Source organism: Fictibacillus sp. NPDC058756 (genome assembly GCF_042746035.1).
Taxonomy (GTDB): domain Bacteria; phylum Bacillota; class Bacilli; order Bacillales; family Fictibacillaceae; genus Fictibacillus.
The window spans coordinates 735896-752925 of the sequence record NZ_JBHYPU010000001.1 but is presented as its reverse complement, the minus strand read 5'-3'; the positions used below and the strand labels follow the sequence as shown (position 1 = coordinate 752925).

Here is a 17030-nt window from a genome sequence, read left to right as displayed (position 1 = left end):
AGAAAAAGCACAAGGCATCCGCCTTGTACTTTTTATTCATTAGCTGAAGCGACTGTTTGCTTCCACGGTTGTTTTTGACTTTGTTTCGGCTTTTCCACTTTTTCTATTTTCCGAGCTGGTTTCTTTAAAAAGATCAGCATGTAGATTACAGCAAAATAACCAAGGTAAACGAGAACTTCTTCAATAGACGGCATTGATGAGTAGCCTAAGAATGCTTTCAGGAAGATTCCGATATCCCCTGAAAGAAGCGGTGCTACTCCATGATCACGCAGGTAATGTGCATAATCGATTGGATGCTCTGGCAGGAACCAAGTGATATCATAAAGATGCGGAACAACGCTTCCTAAGATCTTCAAGTCCTGCATCATCGATACACCTTGAACCATTAAACCAGCTGCGATAAGAACGATAAACGCTCCAGTTGTTCTAAAGAATGCTTTAAGTGAAATACGCATTGTTCCCTTAAAGAACAAGTAGCTTACAACAGAGGCTGCGAGCAATCCGGAAATTGCCCCCCATCCTGTTAATGCAGCTCCAATGTTTCCGCCAGTAATCGCTGCAAAGAAAAATACTGTTTCGATTCCCTCTCTCATAACGACAAGGAAAGAGTGGATAATCATTCCGATGATGCTTCCTGTTGAGATATATTTGCTGATTTTACCTTCAACGTTCGATTTAATGTTCTTGCTGTGTTCTGCCATCCAGAACACCATTTGCGTTAATAGAAGTGAAGAGATAAAGATGATTGAGATCTTCAAGTACATTTCAGTTCCCATAGCTGAGAAGCCTGTGAAAACAACCTGAAACAATAAAGCTACCAGGTAACTTGCTGCAACTGCCATTCCGGCACCAAGCCAGACAAACTTAACAAATTTTTTGTTATCCGTACGTTTTAAATATGTCGTAATGATTCCTACTATTAGCAATGCTTCCAACACTTCACGAAACGTAATAAGAAAAGCTTGTAACTGCACTTCGTTCCCTCCCCTATACCTTATCTATCTTCTTTTTCTAATAACGTAAATGACTACTCCGGCAATAATCGCGATAATAACGATAAGCGGCAGCCAGTTTTTTATGTTTGAAAGATCGGTCCATTCCGTTTTTTCAGAAGCTGTGCTCTCTTCCTCTTGATCAACGTTGAAATGGCCCAATTCAAAGTTTTGTGTTTGAAACTCTTTTTGCAGATCATCAATAATGATCTTTTTGCTTTGTTTAAAAGCTTCTTTGTCTGCTGCTTTTTTGCCGACACCAAAAAGTCCCGGATTTCCTAAAGCTTCTAATGCTTTATCAAACTCTGCTTTAATCTGCTTATCCATTTCTGGATCTTTTTCAGCTATGACCGGAGATAAGGCTTGGTATGTGGCATGACCCTTTGCAAGCAAACGCTTACTTGTTTCATAGTCTTCAAAATTCTTATCTACGCCAGATAAACGGCGGTCAATATTTAATGCTAATATCTTTTGCATATTTTCGATCAGTTCTTCTTTTTCTTCCTTCTCAAGATTTTCCTTGATCAGTTTAGAAGGTTCTGGACCCATATGCTGGTCAATTTCTTCTTTTACGGTGTCATAAATCTTTTCAGTCTCGGTAAAGTTAGGAGGGTTTTTATCAAGCTGAACCACCATCTTCTTATAAGCTTCAGCGATCTTTTCTTCATTCGGATCACCGTAAGAATAGGCGTTAGCTGTGTTATGTAACGAAAAGAATGTTAACAGTGTTAGTGTCATTATGGTTATGATCTTCTTCATCAGTATAAATTCCTCCTTACCCATTGATAATGATAATGATTATCAGTGTCGTTGTCAATACGAACTTCGCCTTCATGTTTAATCTTGACTTAAAAAACACAAAAAATTCATAAAACAAAAAGAACCTCGTCCCAAAGGATAAGGTTCATTCGTTAAACTTATTTTGCTTGTTCTACTACTTTATTAAGTGTTTCTTCTAGTTTCGGAAGAATTTTATCTGCTTCTTCTTTATTATTTGCTTTTGCTGCTTCTAAGTAGCTTTGAGCTGCAGCAGCAAGATCAGCTGCTTCTCTTTCACCTAAAATTTCTTTTAGATCACTTTCGATCATGTTGATGAAAAGCGCACCTTCAATTGCATAAATAGGACCTTTTTCTTTACCAAAGTTCTCCGTGCTTTCTTCATATTCATGAAGTGCAATCTTCGCAAAACCGCGAACGAATGCTTTGTTAACAACTTCAGGATCTACTGATTTCACATCTGTTTCAAGATCGAATTGCTTTAAAATATCGTCAGCGTCTTCTGGAGCATTCTTTTTCAAGTATGGGTATACAGATTGATAGAATGCCCATCCTTCAGCTTGTTCCACTTTTGCTTCTTCTGCATCTGTTTTAGCAGCTTCAGATAGCTTTGTCGCATAACCATGCGGTTTCGCTCCAGCAGCTAAATAGAATGTTTTCATTAACGTTTTATCAACAACTTGCTTGCCTAATCCAAATGCAAGTTTATCTTCTTTTTCAATCGCAGCTTTCATTTCACTGAAGCCGCCTGCAATCGCGTCTTCCATTTTTGTTCCGTATGCAGCGTCACGCTTTTGAACTGTTCCTTGTACAGCGGTATAAAAAGCTTGAGCTTCCTCATATTCTTCCATTACTTCTTCTTTGTCGCCCCAGTGCTCGTCAATTTCAGCGAACTCATGGCGCATCGTTTGGAAGAATTCCTTTTGCATCAATTTATCAAACAATTGTTTAACAATAACTGCGTCCATCTCTTTGTTCTTTCCAGCAGCTAATGCAGTTGTAATCGCAGGATCGATCTGCTCATCAAACTCAGCATCACGCTGTTTTACAAGTTCTTGAAGCTGTTCTTCATAAATTTTTGTTACTTTATCGAAATCTACTTCTTTGCCTTCTTTTGCTTTTTCAAGTTCAGCAACAGCATCTTTGTATGCTTGTACAGACGCCTCTGGAGAAGCTGCTTCTTTTTCAGCTGATTCGTTCTCTACTTTTTTTTCTGTTGATTCTTTCTTGCTAGTTTCCTCTTTATTTGTATCTGCAGAATTTGAACATCCTGCAAAAATTAGTGCTGTTGAAAGCGATAATGCTAAAGCAGTCCATTTAACTGACATTTCTTATATCCCCCTGTGATATGTAATGATAATCATTTTCATTTGCCAAAGTCATTATAATAGAGAACGATTCTCATTGTCAATGAATGATTTGAGAAATAAAAATAGAGACCTCCTAGTGTGGTGGTCTCTACTTGGTTTTCTATTGATGCTGGAGTGAGTATAGATAAAAAATATAATCAATTGAGGCTCCTTTATGTCCCAGCTGATTTAATATTGCTGAGATATGACCGCGATGATAGGTTCCGTGATTTACAACATGCTGGATGAGATCAGCATAATTAGATTCAAGTGTTCCAAAATGAGGATGACGAATCGTTGTTTGTGAGGTTATATCCTTTTGACTCGAAATAAAAGAGTCGTATTTTCTGCTCAATTCTTTAAATTCAAATTCTAGTTCATCCAAACTTGCAGCCTGTAAATCATCCGTTAGCTGTCCAAGCGTTGCAACAATATCATTAAAATCTTCTCCTTTTATTGCCTTTAGCCAAACATAATCGACTTGATACATATGTATAAGCACTGCTGAAACAGATGGAAATACACTATGAGTTTCCTTACGGTAGATTTCTAATGGAAGAGTTTTTAAATGCTCGAACACCTTATCATTTGCCCAGACATTAAACTTTTGCAGCTGTACCGTTTTATCCATTTCCTGACCTCCTATAATTCTAAAAAAGCAAAATAGTAACCACTCATAAATTCTATAACTATTAGTTAATCTCCTTTCATAAAATAGAGATTTTTCGAACAAATGTTCTTGTTCTTGATTAGAGCTTATAGTAAGATGAACATGTAATTTGACTTAAGATTAAAAGAGGAGTGTTTCTCGTGAAAAATCAAGCTGTTCCATATTTATCATTTAACGGCAATGCAAAAGACGCTTTGAATTTTTACAAAGACGTTTTTAATGGAGAAATCACAGAAATTCAAACATTTGGAGAAGCTGACTTTCCTACTCCTCCAGAGGCAGATAACCGTGTTATGCATGCAAAATTCAAAAAAGGAAATCTTTTCTTGATGGCCTCTGACAGCTTTCCGGGCCATGAAATTACAGAGGGCAATAACATTTCACTTGTTCTAGTGGCTGAGAGTGAAGAAGAAATTCAAAGTCTTTATGATAAATTAAGCCAAAACGGATCAGTATTAATGGAACTTCAAGATACATTTTGGGGTGCAAAGTATGCCAAAGTAAAAGATCGTTTTGGGATTTCATGGGATCTCAATTATCAGAAAGCTTAAATAAAAACACAAAAAAGCGTACGCCATAGACATTTACGGAGTACGCTTTTCTTTTAATTTTTCTTTAAAACACCTGATAATAATTCAAACGAACGAAGACGTGCTTGATGGTCATAAATCTGGCCATTAACTATGATTTCATCTGCCTGCGTTTCATCAAGGAACGATTGTAGCTTTTCTTTTACTCTTGCTGGATTTCCAACAAAAGTTGTACGCAGCTGCTTATCTATTGTGGCTTTTTCAAATGGACTCCAAAGACCTTCCATACTTTCAACCGGCGGTTTAAGAGGCGTCGGAGTACCTTGGATTAAATTCAAAAACTGCTGCTGCAGTGAAGTTGCAAGCCACTTAGCTTCTTCATCCGTATCCGCAGCTACTATATTCGCTCCTACCATCGCATATGGTTCGTCCAGTACTTCTGATGGAGTGAATGTATTTCTGTACACCTCTAGTGCAGGCAATGTATTTTCCGGTGAAAAATGACTTGCAAATGCAAATGGAAGACCAAGCCTCCCCGCAAGTCTTGCACTGAATCCACTTGAACCGAGAAGCCAGATTGGAATCTTAAGTCCTTCTCCTGGTATTGCTCTTACCTTCATGTTCCCATCTGCCATTTCCGGATTTAAATAAGTACGCAATTCATCCAGCTGCATCGGAAATTCATCGCCACTCATGCTAAGTTCACGGCGCAAAGCATGTGCTGTCAGCTGGTCTGTTCCCGGTGCACGACCAAGTCCAAGATCAATCCGGCCAGGATACATGGACTCTAATGTTCCAAACTGTTCAGCTATGACGAGCGGTGCATGATTAGGAAGCATAATTCCTCCCGATCCTACACGAATCTTTGAGGTTCCCCCAGCCACATAGCCGATTACGACCGAGGTAGCGGAACTAGCAATTCCTGGCATATTGTGATGTTCAGCGAGCCAATAACGATTGTACCCCCACTTCTCAGCATGCTGAGCAAGATCTAACGTATTTTTAAAAGAATCTGACGCCGTTCCACCTTCGACTAACGGAGCCAAGTCTAAAACAGAAAACGGAATATCACTGATACTCTTTTTGCCATTGGACATATGTGCGTCCTCCTTATATAAAAAGCAACGAAAAATTAGCTACTATATTTTAATAATCGCTAATAGTATAACAAGATATGTTTGTGATATAAAAAATAATGCTTACGTTCGATTATTTTTAGTCATCATTTCTTCTGCCAGCAGCTCATAAGAACGAATTCTATCCTCATATCGATGTGTTATAGTAACAACCATCATTTCATCGGTGTTATAAAGTTTTTGCAGTTTTAAAAGTTCTTGTTTTACTTGATGAGGGGTGCCAATTATCATCTTGTCTCTTGATTCATTAATAATCTGCGACCATTTTTCCATTGAATAATAACTTTTTGCAGCTTCAACGGATGGTACTCCCTTGTCCCCTTCACCATTAGCATTTTGGATTCTCCATAAAAGTACTGACAGAGCTAAATCTTTAGCATTTTCAGTTGTATCTGCACAAATAACTGAAACAGCAATGATCGATTTAGGAATTTTTTGATTCCTTCCAGGTTTGAAGTGTTCCCGATACGTTTTTAATATTTGTTGTCCTGACTTGTCACTCATAAAGTGACCAAAGGCGTACGCTACACCGTTTTCAGCAGCTGAAATAGCACTCTTTTCACTTGTACCAAGTATCCAAGGTTCAGGCGATATTTTCGGAACAGGAGATGCTGAAATCTTAGAAAACATGTGATCGGATGGATAGTCATTATGTAGAAAATGGAGAAGTTCTTTAATAGCTTCGGGCATTTTTCGCACTTGTTCCAAATAGTTATCTGACAAAGCCATCGATGCTTCAGCAGATCCTCCTGGAGCTCGTCCAATTCCAAGATCGATCCGCCCTGGAAAAAGAGTAGCCAGCATGTTATACGTTTCAGCAATTCTGTATGGTTTATAATGAGGCAGCAAAACTGCACCAGCACCGATTCGTATTGATTTTGTGTTGGCACCTATAAACCCTAGCATCACTTCAGGAGCTGAACAGGTTAGTCCAGAAAAGTTATGATGTTCAGCTATCCAATACCTTTCATATCCAAGTCTTTCTCCCGCTTTAGCCAATTCCATTGAGGCATTTAATGCTTGTTGAGGTGTATGACCGCAAGAAATTGGTGATTGATCTAATATCGATAACTTCATAAAAACTCCTCCTTTCCTTCATTAGTTAACAAGTATTTTACGCCAAAAACCATATTTTTACCGTTGACAACGCTTACACACTCTAGTTTAATGTTATCTAAGTTAATTATTAGATTATGCAGAAACCTGGAGACACGCATAAATCCCGTATGAGGGAATTTTGCGCTGTCTTTTTTATTAGGGTCATCTAAAAGATTGTTGCATTTGAACATTTTTTGTTGAGTATGCTTCTTTGTCTAGTTGATTGGAGCGCAAGGTGCGAGACTCCTCGAAAATGTAAAATCACATTTTCTTCGTGCGATATATCGCTGCCGAAGCCTTCCTTGTCCTGCGGGATCAGCGGGACAGGTGAGACCCCTGCAGGCTGTTTAGCCTAGGGGGCTCACCGCACGCCCCGCGGAAAGCGAGCATCCTGGAGAGGAAATCAACAACTTCAACAAGCAACATTGTCTACGCAAACAGCCTTTAATAAAAATAGAAATGAGGGATATGTAATGTCAAAGTGGTTAAGTATGATTTTTACCGTAATACTCGTTTCAGTTCTGACGATCAGTGGCAGCCAAACAACAGCTAAAGCAAATGACTCATCTGCCAGTGGATTCCTGACAGAAGAAGGACTTCCGCCTCCTGGTGCCAATGATGCTGCCTGTAAGCCAAGTGCCGAGCATCCCGAACCAGTTATCCTCGTACCGGGGACTTTTGAAACAATGGAAAGAAACTTTGTGAATCTAGCTCCTATGTTAAAAGAAAAAGGATATTGTGTTTATTCCTTAAATTACGGATATACCGGCGCTGTACCTGCATCTGGTCCTATTGAGGATTCAGCTGCCGAACTTAAGACTTTTATAGATAACGTTTTGAACTTAACAGGAGCTCAAAAAGTTTCTATTGTCGGACATAGTCAAGGCGGAATGATGCCGCGTTATTATTTGAAGAACCTAGATGGAGCTGACAAAGTAGAGGATTTGATTGGACTTGTTCCATCAAATCATGGAACGGAAGGTGTTGCTGGGCTAACAAAGCTCACATCAACAGGAGCAGATCTTGCCTCTTGCACAGCTTGCCAGCAGCAAGCAGCTGGATCGGATTTTCTACTGAAGCTGAATGAAGACGACGAAACACCTGGTGATGTCTCATACACAGTGGTCACAACACGAAATGATGAAATTGTTGTTCCTTTCACTTCAGCCTTTTTAAAAGGAGAGACAGAGAACGTAACGAATATAACGATCCAGGATTATTATCCGTACGATCAAATTGAGCATCAGAATATTGCTCAAGATCCACTTGCTTTTAATTTTGTTTTCGATGCACTCGATCATGAAGGACCTGCAGATCCCCAAAAAGCAGTCGGCATATTTAAGTAACCTAAAAGGGACCACCAGTCACGGGAGTCCCTTTTGAAATTTATTGAACTGTACTTTCCGTTTGAGCATGAACAAATTGATCTGCTGATAAAGAGCTTGCTTGATAATTCATCAGCAATTCAGCATCGGATGTCTGAAGTGCGCGGCATAGCATCTGTAATTCGTACCACTCTCCATGCTCAATACACTTTACTGCTGAAAGAGCCAAATTATACTTTTCATTGTTACCAACTAAAGCATCAGCCAGCTCGTTTGTTATCGGCAGATCTTCAATGATATCTTTCATATTTTTGTTAAGGATCGTGTCTATCAGCGAAAACATGCCAAACATGTAAAGCTGGTTTTTATTTAATCCAAAAATACGGGAAGTGCGCTCAAAGAAAGAAGCTCTCGTTAAGCTCATTTTTAATAGTTCTGTCTGATTGTCTGCTTTTTTCATGCTGGACATCATTAGGATCATTATCAATTTTTTTATCTCAAAAAGCCCCAGCAGCACAACAGCCTGCTTAATGGAGGTTACTTTACTTTTAAAGAAAAACGTTCCTGAATTCATTACTTTTAACAGCTTGTAAGACAGGGATAAATCTTGCTGAATGATGTTGCTGATTTCATCAATATCCGGGTCGGAAGAGCTCAATTTATCCAACAGCTGCAAATAATTTGTTGGGATTGGATCAATATTTTTCCCTTGGAGAATGATGGGCTTACTGAAGAAATATCCTTGAAAGTACTCAAATCCCATAGCTTTAGCTTCTTCATACTCTTCTCTGCTTTCAATCTTCTCGGCAAGGAAAGTTACTTTATGTTTATATGTCTCAACCATATCTTTAATATCTTCCCGGCTCATTGCTAAATAATCAATCTTAATGATATCAATGTACGGAAGAAGCGGTGAAAGATTCCTTTTAAAAGCTACATCATCTAATGCAATGATATATCCTTTGCTTTTCAGCTCTTTACACACATTTAATATTTCTTGAGTAAGATTTACAGTTTCTAAGATTTCCACCACAATATACTCTGGTGAAATATAAGTAGGTACCCGATTTAATAAAAGGTTCTCTGTAAAATTAATAAAACACTTTTTGCGATCCCCGACTTCCTTTATTCCGATTCCAGCAAAGCTGTTAACCATAACATCAACTGTGGCCCTGTCATGATCCAATCCCTCATACCGGTTCGCTGTACTGTTTCGATATAAAAGTTCGTAAGCAACAACATTCTCATCTCTATCTAAAATAGGCTGTCTGCCAATAAAAATATCCATTTCTCAATCACCAATTCACTATTTATTGTCTAAGAGTTAAGTTATTAATAATTACCTTAATATAGACATCAAACCATAAAATGTAAATAAAAACAATACGCATTAAAATGTTAAAAATAACCATTTCGTCATTATAATTTACATTTGATGTAAGAATTTATGGTAACTTCGACTCAAAAAAGTAATAAAACGTTTCATTTCATCCGTCTTTGGGAACAAAACCTACGTAGTAATCATCTCACAAAGGAGGAAGTCAATGGATAAGCATAATAAAGTAGTAGGCGTTTTCCGTTCAGAAGATGATGCAATTGATGCAATCAAGGAATTAAGAGCACAAGGTTACAATGAAGATGACATCTCAGTAATTGCAAAGGATAAAAAGGAAGTTAAACAAATTCATGAAGAAACAGGCACTAAGGCTCCACAAGGGGCTGCAACTGGAATGGCTACCGGCGGAGTTCTGGGTGGCTTAGGCGGATTGCTTCTTGGAGCAGGAGCACTTGCTATTCCTGGAATCGGACCGATTGTAGCTGCTGGACCAATCGCAGCTGCTCTAGGCGGTGCTGCTGTTGGTGCAGGTGCTGGAGGAATCGTAGGAGCTCTTGTCGGCTTAGGTATTCCTGAGAAAGAAGCGAAAGAATATGAAGAAGCCGTTGAGGGCGGTGATATTCTCGTACTTGTTGATGCCAGTGAAGTTGATCGTCACAGACAAGTAAACGATACATTCCGTACGTATCGTTCTACAAATGCTCATCGTTATGAAGATTCTTATTCCAATAAATATTAGAATGGAGGATGATTAAAGATGAAAAACGATACAATGGAAGGCAAGTGGAAACAACTCAAAGGCGAAGCTAAGAAACAGTGGGGAAATTTAACCGATGACGATTACGATCAAGCGCAGGGCGATCGTGAGAAAATGATCGGAAAGATTCAGGAAAGACACGGAAAAACAAGAGAAGATGCCGAACGTGAGTACGATGACTGGCACCGCAGATTCGGACAGTATTAAAAGATAGGACAAACCCCGTCAGATATTTATCTGGCGGGGTTTTTTGCTGTTAATAATCCAACAGTGAATTGAGTTTATTTTTATCTAGTACCTTAACAAGTTCTACTACGAGTTTTGCGCTGTTTTCCAAATCATTTTTACTGATCATCGAAGTATGGCTGTGTATGTAACGGGCAGCAACACCTACTACGATACTTGGAATACCTTTTTTAAACAGATGGAATTTACCAGCGTCTGTACCTCCGCCAAGCATAACATCTACTTGATACGGAATATTATTTTTCTCCGCAACCTCAATAATAAGATCACGAAAAGCGGTGTGCGGAATCATGGATGAATCCAGGAACGTAATCAGCGGACCTTTTCCTAGCTTTGCTTTATTAGCATTGCCCCCTGGCCCATCCTCAGCCACCCCTACATCAAGTGCAATGGCAACATCTGGTTCCATAATATAAGGTGCTGTAATTGCTCCTCTTAAGCCAACTTCTTCTTGTACCGTTGCACCGCTATATACGGTGTTTGGATGTTCTGCTTCTTGAAGCTGTTTAAGTACGGTCAGTGCGGTATAGCATCCTGCTCGATTATCTAGAGCTTTTGCAAGAATCGTGTCATTATTGGGCATCAGCTCAAATGGACAAATAGGAAGAATAGGATCACCCACTTTAATTCCCCACTCTTTTACTTGATCTTTATCATTCGCCCCAATATCAATAAACATTTCTTTCATCGGATAAACTTTATTTCGTTCCTCTGGCTGAAGAATATGAGGGGCCTTTGAACCAACGACCCCTGTGAATGTTTTTTCTTTCGTCTGTACATGCACGCGCTGTGCAAGCAGAACTTGAGACCACCAGCCCCCTAGTGGAACGAAGCGAAGGTAGCCATTCTCCGTAATCTCGCTTACCATGAACCCGACTTCATCCATGTGCCCAGCAAGAAGAATTTTTGGACCATCACTCGCAAATCCCTTTTTCTCTCCAAAAACGCTGCCTAAGTTATCAGTAACCAGATTGGCTCCCGTTTTTTCAATCTCACGTTTCATAATCGCTCTTATTGCTTTTTCAAAACCTGGTGCTCCATTCGTTTCTGTTAACTCTTTTAATAAGTCCACCTTAATCACCGTCCTATAGGTATAGGATGGGAAAAATTTTGTGAAATATTACTTATATAAAAAGATATGTAAAAGAATACCCTGTTTACGAAAAACAGGGCATACATCTATTAAAGTTTAAACCAGCCTCTAGATTCTAAATCTGCACAATTTCTTTTCTTGTGGTGTTTTTTCTTCCAATGATCATGGCTTGAAGAAGAGGATACTTCTTTGCACCAAAGAGAGGATGAACTAGAAGATGAACTTGAGGATGAAGATTCTTTTTTACACCAAAACTCGACTGAGCTAGAAGAGGATTCTTTCTTTTTACATTTAGAAGAAGAAGAAGAAGAAGAAGAAGAAGAAGAAGAAGAAGATTCTTTTTTGCAATCGTGTTTCTTTTTATCATCTTTCTTCTTCCCGCAAGGATCCTCTTTTTTACAGCATAAAATTCTGCAATTGCTGCTTTCGTGGTCGCCAAGTTCGCCAGCTTGAGCAATAAAGTTGATGGAGCCAATCGGGATTGTCACAATATTTAAGCTTTCTTCCTCAACTATTTGAATAGATGTGCGGTTAACAGCTGTAAGAACGCCTTCAATTTCTTCATCCCCACCATCGTTAACCTTTACTTTGCAATTGATTAACTTCCTTAAAATACCACGGAAAGTATCATTACATACTTTTTTACGATCGTTGTGACAGCAGCTTTTGTCAGATACAACTGAAATGTTTCTAACATTGTTTAACGGCAAATAGAATACTTCTCTGTCGTCTGTTTTGATCGCGATAAAATCTCTTCCAACACAGACAAGCTTACCCTCTATTTCAATGTCATCAAACCCTTCGTTGGCTATGACACGCTTACATAAAAACTGTGCTACCTCTCGAGCCGAGAGTGTATTTTTTTTGCAACTCAAAAAATTTCCTCCTGAAAATATTATTGACATCTCTTGTCCATGTATTATATGTAGCACCGCGTTAAAAGGCATAGTTACTTGTCTATATTTCTTGTTTCCAGAGAAAAAAATCAACATTTTTTATTAGAAACAGCTTAAAGTTCACCTAAATCCATTTTTATGTATTTAAAGATTGAAAAGAAGAAATGGGAAGGCTCCACAATCTGGACCTGTTTGTTGAACGGAATAAAACATAAAAATTCCAAAAAAAATAAAGCATAAAGTTTTCAAACGGAAATTTTATGCTTTTTGTCAAAACACAACAAAATGTACTTAAATTATATTTCTGCCGTAAATTAACACATAACTTTGCCAAAAATTTAATCATTGACTTTAGAAATCTATCAATTTTCGTGTTTTGTAAAACATATAGTCACCAGAAAATGATACTAAACCAAATACTTGCCAAAAGTTAGTAAATGATACAGTGATAAGCCCTTTAAGAACTTGGAAAAGCATTATTTTATTACCTTAATCTGTTTAAAAAAAATCCCCTAACTCCCTCAGGTTCGTGTTGCTCTTCTAATATAAAGTTAACTTCCGTTTTTTAATAAATGAGAACCGGTTTACAGAAAACTTTCTGTTATCTATTTTCATCTTTTCGCAACCAATTCGAAGTTATAATCCTACTTCGTCGAGTAACACTATATTATAGATTTTTTCTAAACCTATTCGAAGTATATAACAATACATTTTTATCTTTAACATCATTTGAAACAACAAATTTCTTACGCTGGATATATATACAAATGGCGTATTTTCTAAAAATCTGTATAATATAACTTTAAGAATTTAAAGCGTTTATGGTTAACATCGTTAAAGAAAGGCAGGAACAGCATGGGAAAAAGTCACCGAGATTTAAAGAAAGGTTTATTACCACGTCATGTTCAATTTATTGCCTTAGCGGGCATGATTGGAACAGGTATATTTAAAGGAAGTTCAGATACCTTAAGTATGGCAGGACCTAGTGTTGCATTAGCTTATTTATTAGGCGGTCTGATATTATTTATTGTCATGACAGCACTAGCTGAAATGGCCATTGCTTATCCAAACTTGAATGTTCAGAATCTCGTTTATAAAGCATTTGGATATCGGGTATCGTTTATTGTTGGCTGGCTTTATTGGATAAACTGGGCGATCGTGACTATTGTGGAAATATTAGCCGCAGGAAGCTTTCTTCAGTTTTGGTTCTCCTCCGTTTCGTTATGGCTGTTAAGCTTAATTTGCGCAATATTTATCATTGGAATTAATTTATTTCAAGTGAAGTATTACGGTGAGATTGAATTTTGGTTTGCAGGAATAAAAATCGTCGCATTAACGGCTTTTATTATTCTTGGGGGTTGTATCTTGTTCGGCTTGATTTCAAGCCCCATTGAAGATCCCTGGTACAATTATACAGCGCATGGCGGTTTCTTTCCTAATGGCATCGGAGGAATGTTTGGCGCATTCTTAATCGTCATGTTTTCATATGGAGGCGCAGAACTAATCGGCGTAGCAGTAACAGAAACAAAAGATGCCCAAAAAGTGTTGCCGAAAGTGATTAAAGGTACAGTCGCAAGAGTAATCATTTTCTACATTTTCCCTATTCTAATTATTTGTGGCTTAATGCCTTGGAATGAAGTAACTGGTGCAGAGAGTCCTTTTGTACAGGTTTTCAGTATTACAGGACTGCCGGGGGCAGGGCATATAATGAATTTTGTTCTTTTAACAGCTGTTTTATCAGCTGCGAACTCTGGGATCTATGCAACTTCTAGAACACTTTATTCGATGGCTCAAAACGGTGAAGCTCCGAAAAAGCTATTAAAGGTATCCAAAAATGGGATCCCGATCAATGGTATTATCATTACATCTATCTGCATTTTAATTGGTGTGTTCTTAGCTTATATGACACCTGAACAGATCATAAGCTATATGATGACCATCCCAGGTTTTACAATCCTATTAATCTGGACAGCAATCTGTCTTTCACAATTGAAGCTTCGACGTCATTATAGGGAGAAACCTTTCTTTCAAGTGAGAGGATTCCCATACACTACTATATTAGCAGTTGTATCATTGTCCATTATTTTTATCTTTTTCTTGTTTAATAAAAATAATATGATTGGTTCTAGTGTTTGTCTTGTAATTTTGGTGATTCTTACTGTACTTGCTTTCTTGAGTAAAGACCTAAGTGGAAAATCTGAAAAATAGAGGTTCAGGCAGAATAATTGATCCCTTTATCTATTGTGAAAAAAAGCATGTTATCAGGATGATACAGATATAAAAATGTTATTTCACAATCTGATAAACATATCAAGTAAGATAACTAGCCTTGATAAAAAGAAATAGCTACCCCAGAGGATAGCTATTTCTTATTTTTTCCCCTGAATATTGATAGCTAGAAAACAAATTATCTTCTAGCAAATTTGTTTTTATAATTATAGTTCTCTTAATATAACCAGCGAGTCAGGTAACTTAAGAACAGTGAAAATGTTAAGACGCAAACGCATCTCGCTTCTCGAGGCGTCTTGCTACTAACGAAAGAGTAAAGTTCACTGTAAAATACATAATTGCCACCATAAGCAATGTAGGAATGATGTAGTTTACATTTTTCCCGTAAACGATCTGTGCATTGTGCATCAGTTCCGGCAAAGCAACTACCACAGCGAGTGACGTATCTTTTAACAATGAAATAAATTGGCTCACAATCGGAGGAACCATTCTTTTCAATGCTTGCGGCAAAATAATATGTCGCATCGTTTGAGTGTAAGTTAAACCAGATGATCTTGCTGCTTCAATTTGTCCTTTTTCAATAGAATTCAATCCACTTCGTACGATTTCAGAAAGCATGGCGGATTCAAATACAGTAAGCGCAGCAATGACAGCAAATGTAATCGTAAGTTTAAACCCTATTTCAGGTAATGCAAAATAGGTAAAGAATATGATTAAAAGCAGCGGAAGATTCCGGATCGTTTCAACATATATCCCTAACACTTTAGACAATACTGGAATTTTCGCATATCGTAATATCCCAATGATACTGCCTATCACAAAACTTAATAAGATCGATATAAAAGCCACTTTAAGAGTTAGGAGGAAACCGTCTAATAAAAAGGCAAGATTATGAGTTGAAAAAGCATCCATATAGTCCATTCTTCTTACCCCCTTTTAGTAACTCTTTGCTAATCGCCATTCAAGGTACCTAACGAAATAGCTTAGTGGAATTGTTAAAATTAAATAAAACATAGCAACAAAAATATAAACATCAAATGTAACATAAGTTTTAGCAGCTATGGTATCCCCATAATACATTAAATCAAGCCCGGCAATGACCCCAAGGATAGATGAATTTTTCACTAGATTGATAAATTGGTTACCTAGCGGCGGGATTACTATTTTAATAGCTTGCGGGAGGATAATATACCTCATAGTTTGTATATAGGTTAGCCCTGACGAACGTGCGGCTTCCGTCTGACCTTTGTCTACCGATTGGATCCCTGCTCTGATCGCTTCTGCAATAAACGAAGCCGTGTAAATGGAGAGCGCAAATGTTCCAGCAAGAAACCCGTTGAACCTTAATCCATAAAAGAAGATAAATGCGATAAGCAACAATGGGATGTTTCTTACAAATTCAACAAAAACAGTCCCTACCCAATTCAGCAGTTTATAAGGAGAGATTCGCATGACCGCAACAATAACTCCTAACACAAAACTAAAAAAGAGAGCTAGTAAACTCGCCTTCAACGTGTTTCCAAAACCTAATAAATACTTATCCATATGGTCGGCTAGTATGGAGAAATCAATCACTCTTGTAGAGCCTCCTTTACTTATAAAGAAAACTTGGCTGACGTCAAGCCTTATCCGTCAGCCTTAGTTGAACATATACTATGAACATAAACTGGTACTACGTTGATTATCCTCATTTTTAACAAGTTATACTTTCTTATAGTGAAATGAAAGGATGAGCGAGGAAAGGGGGCTCATCCTTCAGTCAGCATGTCCGGTTGTGGACAAGTCAGTTACTCTTTAATCCATTTATCTTTGATCTTATCGTATTCTCCGCTATCCTTTAATTCTTTTAAGGCTTTGTTAATATACTCGGCGAATTCTTTATCCCCTTTATTTACAGCAATTCCATACGGCTCATCAGTAAATGGCTCTCCTACTACTTCAAAGCCTGGATCTTGTGCAGCCATGCCATAAAGTATCGCATTATCGGTAGTAAGGGCATCCCCTTGACCTGCCTTTAATGCTGTAAAAGCCTCTGCATAGTTTTCGAATTCAAGTACTTCTGCTTCAGGTGCTTTTTCTTTAATATTGTCAACGGATGTGGAACCTTTTACTGCCAATACTTTTGTACCTGATTTAACATCATCTATGCCTTTAATGTCGCTTCCTTTTTTCACAAGCAATGACTGTCCTGCTTCAAAATAAACATCCGTAAATTCCACTTCTTTCTTGCGTTCTTCTGTAATTGTCATTGTCGCAATGATCGCATCGATGTCTCCATTCTTAAGCATTTGGACACGGGTTTTTGATGTGACTTCCTTTAATTCAATCTTGTTTTCGTCACCCAATATTTTCTTTGCAAGCTGTTTCGCAATATCAATGTCAAAACCTTCTACATTACCGGTCTTTGGATCTTTATAACCGAATAGATTCGTATCGTATTTTACACCCACTACTAATTTATCGCGTTTTTTGATTTCCTCAATAGTACTTCCCTCTTTTTTTCCAGGCTTTTCAAAAGAACACCCAGTCATAATACCTAACATAAGAGATATAGCGAGACATAACATTAACCATTTTTTCTTCTTCATTTTTTTAT

17 protein-coding genes are annotated in these 17030 nt (G+C 37.9%); 5 read left to right on the top strand and 12 right to left on the bottom strand.

The features are described 5' to 3' along the window. Window positions 1–32 precede the first annotated feature (32 nt). The 4 genes from ACFW35_RS03665 to ACFW35_RS03650 all read right to left on the bottom strand — a co-directional run bounded on the left by ACFW35_RS03665 (window position 33) and on the right by ACFW35_RS03650 (window position 3749). Complete coding sequence (locus tag ACFW35_RS03665) at window positions 33–974, bottom strand: FTR1 family iron permease (protein ID WP_379843859.1); 942 nt, start codon at window positions 972–974, stop codon at window positions 33–35. 24 nt (window positions 975–998) lie between these two features. Further along, window positions 999–1751 (bottom strand): hypothetical protein, encoded by a 753-nt coding sequence (locus ACFW35_RS03660; RefSeq protein ID WP_379843857.1) that lies wholly within the window; start codon window positions 1749–1751, stop codon window positions 999–1001. A gap of 158 nt (window positions 1752–1909) precedes the next feature. Then, a complete protein-coding gene (locus ACFW35_RS03655; RefSeq protein WP_379843855.1) occupies window positions 1910–3097 on the bottom strand; it encodes a hypothetical protein in 1188 nt (395 codons plus the stop codon). A 142-nt stretch (window positions 3098–3239) separates the two neighbouring features. Beyond that, on the bottom strand, window positions 3240–3749 hold the full coding sequence (locus ACFW35_RS03650) for a DinB family protein (protein WP_379843854.1): 510 nt from the start codon (window positions 3747–3749) through the stop codon (window positions 3240–3242). A 179-nt stretch (window positions 3750–3928) separates the two neighbouring features. Between ACFW35_RS03650 and ACFW35_RS03645 the strand changes: the two genes are divergently transcribed. Next, complete coding sequence (locus ACFW35_RS03645) at window positions 3929–4339, top strand: VOC family protein (RefSeq protein ID WP_379843852.1); 411 nt, start codon at window positions 3929–3931, stop codon at window positions 4337–4339. Window positions 4340–4392: 53 nt separating this feature from the next. Here ACFW35_RS03645 and ACFW35_RS03640 read toward each other — a convergent pair whose 3' ends face one another. Continuing rightward, window positions 4393–5415 carry an LLM class flavin-dependent oxidoreductase gene (locus ACFW35_RS03640; RefSeq protein WP_379843851.1) on the bottom strand — a complete coding sequence of 341 codons (1023 nt, stop codon included), beginning with the start codon at window positions 5413–5415 and terminating at the stop codon, window positions 4393–4395. Between the two features lie 102 nt (window positions 5416–5517). Beyond that, a complete protein-coding gene (locus ACFW35_RS03635; RefSeq protein WP_379843849.1) occupies window positions 5518–6531 on the bottom strand; it encodes an LLM class flavin-dependent oxidoreductase in 1014 nt (337 codons plus the stop codon). 494 nt (window positions 6532–7025) lie between these two features. Here ACFW35_RS03635 and ACFW35_RS03630 point away from each other — a divergent pair, with 494 nt between their 5' ends. After that, window positions 7026–7898, top strand: coding sequence for an esterase/lipase family protein (locus tag ACFW35_RS03630; RefSeq protein ID WP_379843848.1), 873 nt, complete (start codon window positions 7026–7028; stop codon window positions 7896–7898). A 40-nt stretch (window positions 7899–7938) separates the two neighbouring features. Here ACFW35_RS03630 and ACFW35_RS03625 read toward each other — a convergent pair whose 3' ends face one another. Beyond that, complete coding sequence (locus ACFW35_RS03625) at window positions 7939–9165, bottom strand: EAL and HDOD domain-containing protein (RefSeq protein ID WP_379843846.1); 1227 nt, start codon at window positions 9163–9165, stop codon at window positions 7939–7941. 256 nt (window positions 9166–9421) lie between these two features. On the opposite strand from ACFW35_RS03625, the gene ACFW35_RS03620 reads away from it, so the two are divergent. Continuing rightward, complete coding sequence (locus tag ACFW35_RS03620) at window positions 9422–9952, top strand: general stress protein (RefSeq protein WP_379843844.1); 531 nt, start codon at window positions 9422–9424, stop codon at window positions 9950–9952. Window positions 9953–9970: 18 nt separating this feature from the next. Beyond that, a complete protein-coding gene (locus tag ACFW35_RS03615; protein WP_066292496.1) occupies window positions 9971–10177 on the top strand; it encodes a CsbD family protein in 207 nt (68 codons plus the stop codon). Between the two features lie 49 nt (window positions 10178–10226). Here ACFW35_RS03615 and ACFW35_RS03610 read toward each other — a convergent pair whose 3' ends face one another. Then, window positions 10227–11288 (bottom strand): M42 family metallopeptidase, encoded by a 1062-nt coding sequence (locus ACFW35_RS03610; protein ID WP_379843843.1) that lies wholly within the window; start codon window positions 11286–11288, stop codon window positions 10227–10229. A 110-nt stretch (window positions 11289–11398) separates the two neighbouring features. Next, entirely contained in the window at window positions 11399–12184 is a 786-nt protein-coding gene (locus ACFW35_RS03605) for a hypothetical protein (protein WP_379843841.1), read from the bottom strand. Between the two features lie 876 nt (window positions 12185–13060). Between ACFW35_RS03605 and ACFW35_RS03600 the strand changes: the two genes are divergently transcribed. Further along, the gene (locus ACFW35_RS03600; RefSeq protein WP_379843840.1) at window positions 13061–14413 is read left to right on the top strand and encodes an amino acid permease; all 1353 of its coding nucleotides are present in this window, start codon (window positions 13061–13063) and stop codon (window positions 14411–14413) included. 282 nt (window positions 14414–14695) lie between these two features. Here the strand turns inward: ACFW35_RS03600 and ACFW35_RS03595 are convergent, their stop codons facing one another. From ACFW35_RS03595 to ACFW35_RS03585, 3 genes are all read right to left on the bottom strand, one after another. Continuing rightward, window positions 14696–15355: an amino acid ABC transporter permease gene (locus ACFW35_RS03595; protein WP_379843838.1), complete on the bottom strand. Its 660-nt coding sequence runs from the start codon at window positions 15353–15355 to the stop codon at window positions 14696–14698. A gap of 15 nt (window positions 15356–15370) precedes the next feature. Next, a complete protein-coding gene (locus ACFW35_RS03590) occupies window positions 15371–16009 on the bottom strand; it encodes an amino acid ABC transporter permease (RefSeq protein WP_379843837.1) in 639 nt (212 codons plus the stop codon). 212 nt (window positions 16010–16221) lie between these two features. Next, the gene (locus ACFW35_RS03585; RefSeq protein ID WP_379847371.1) at window positions 16222–16977 is read right to left on the bottom strand and encodes a glutamate ABC transporter substrate-binding protein; all 756 of its coding nucleotides are present in this window, start codon (window positions 16975–16977) and stop codon (window positions 16222–16224) included. Window positions 16978–17030 lie beyond the last annotated feature (53 nt).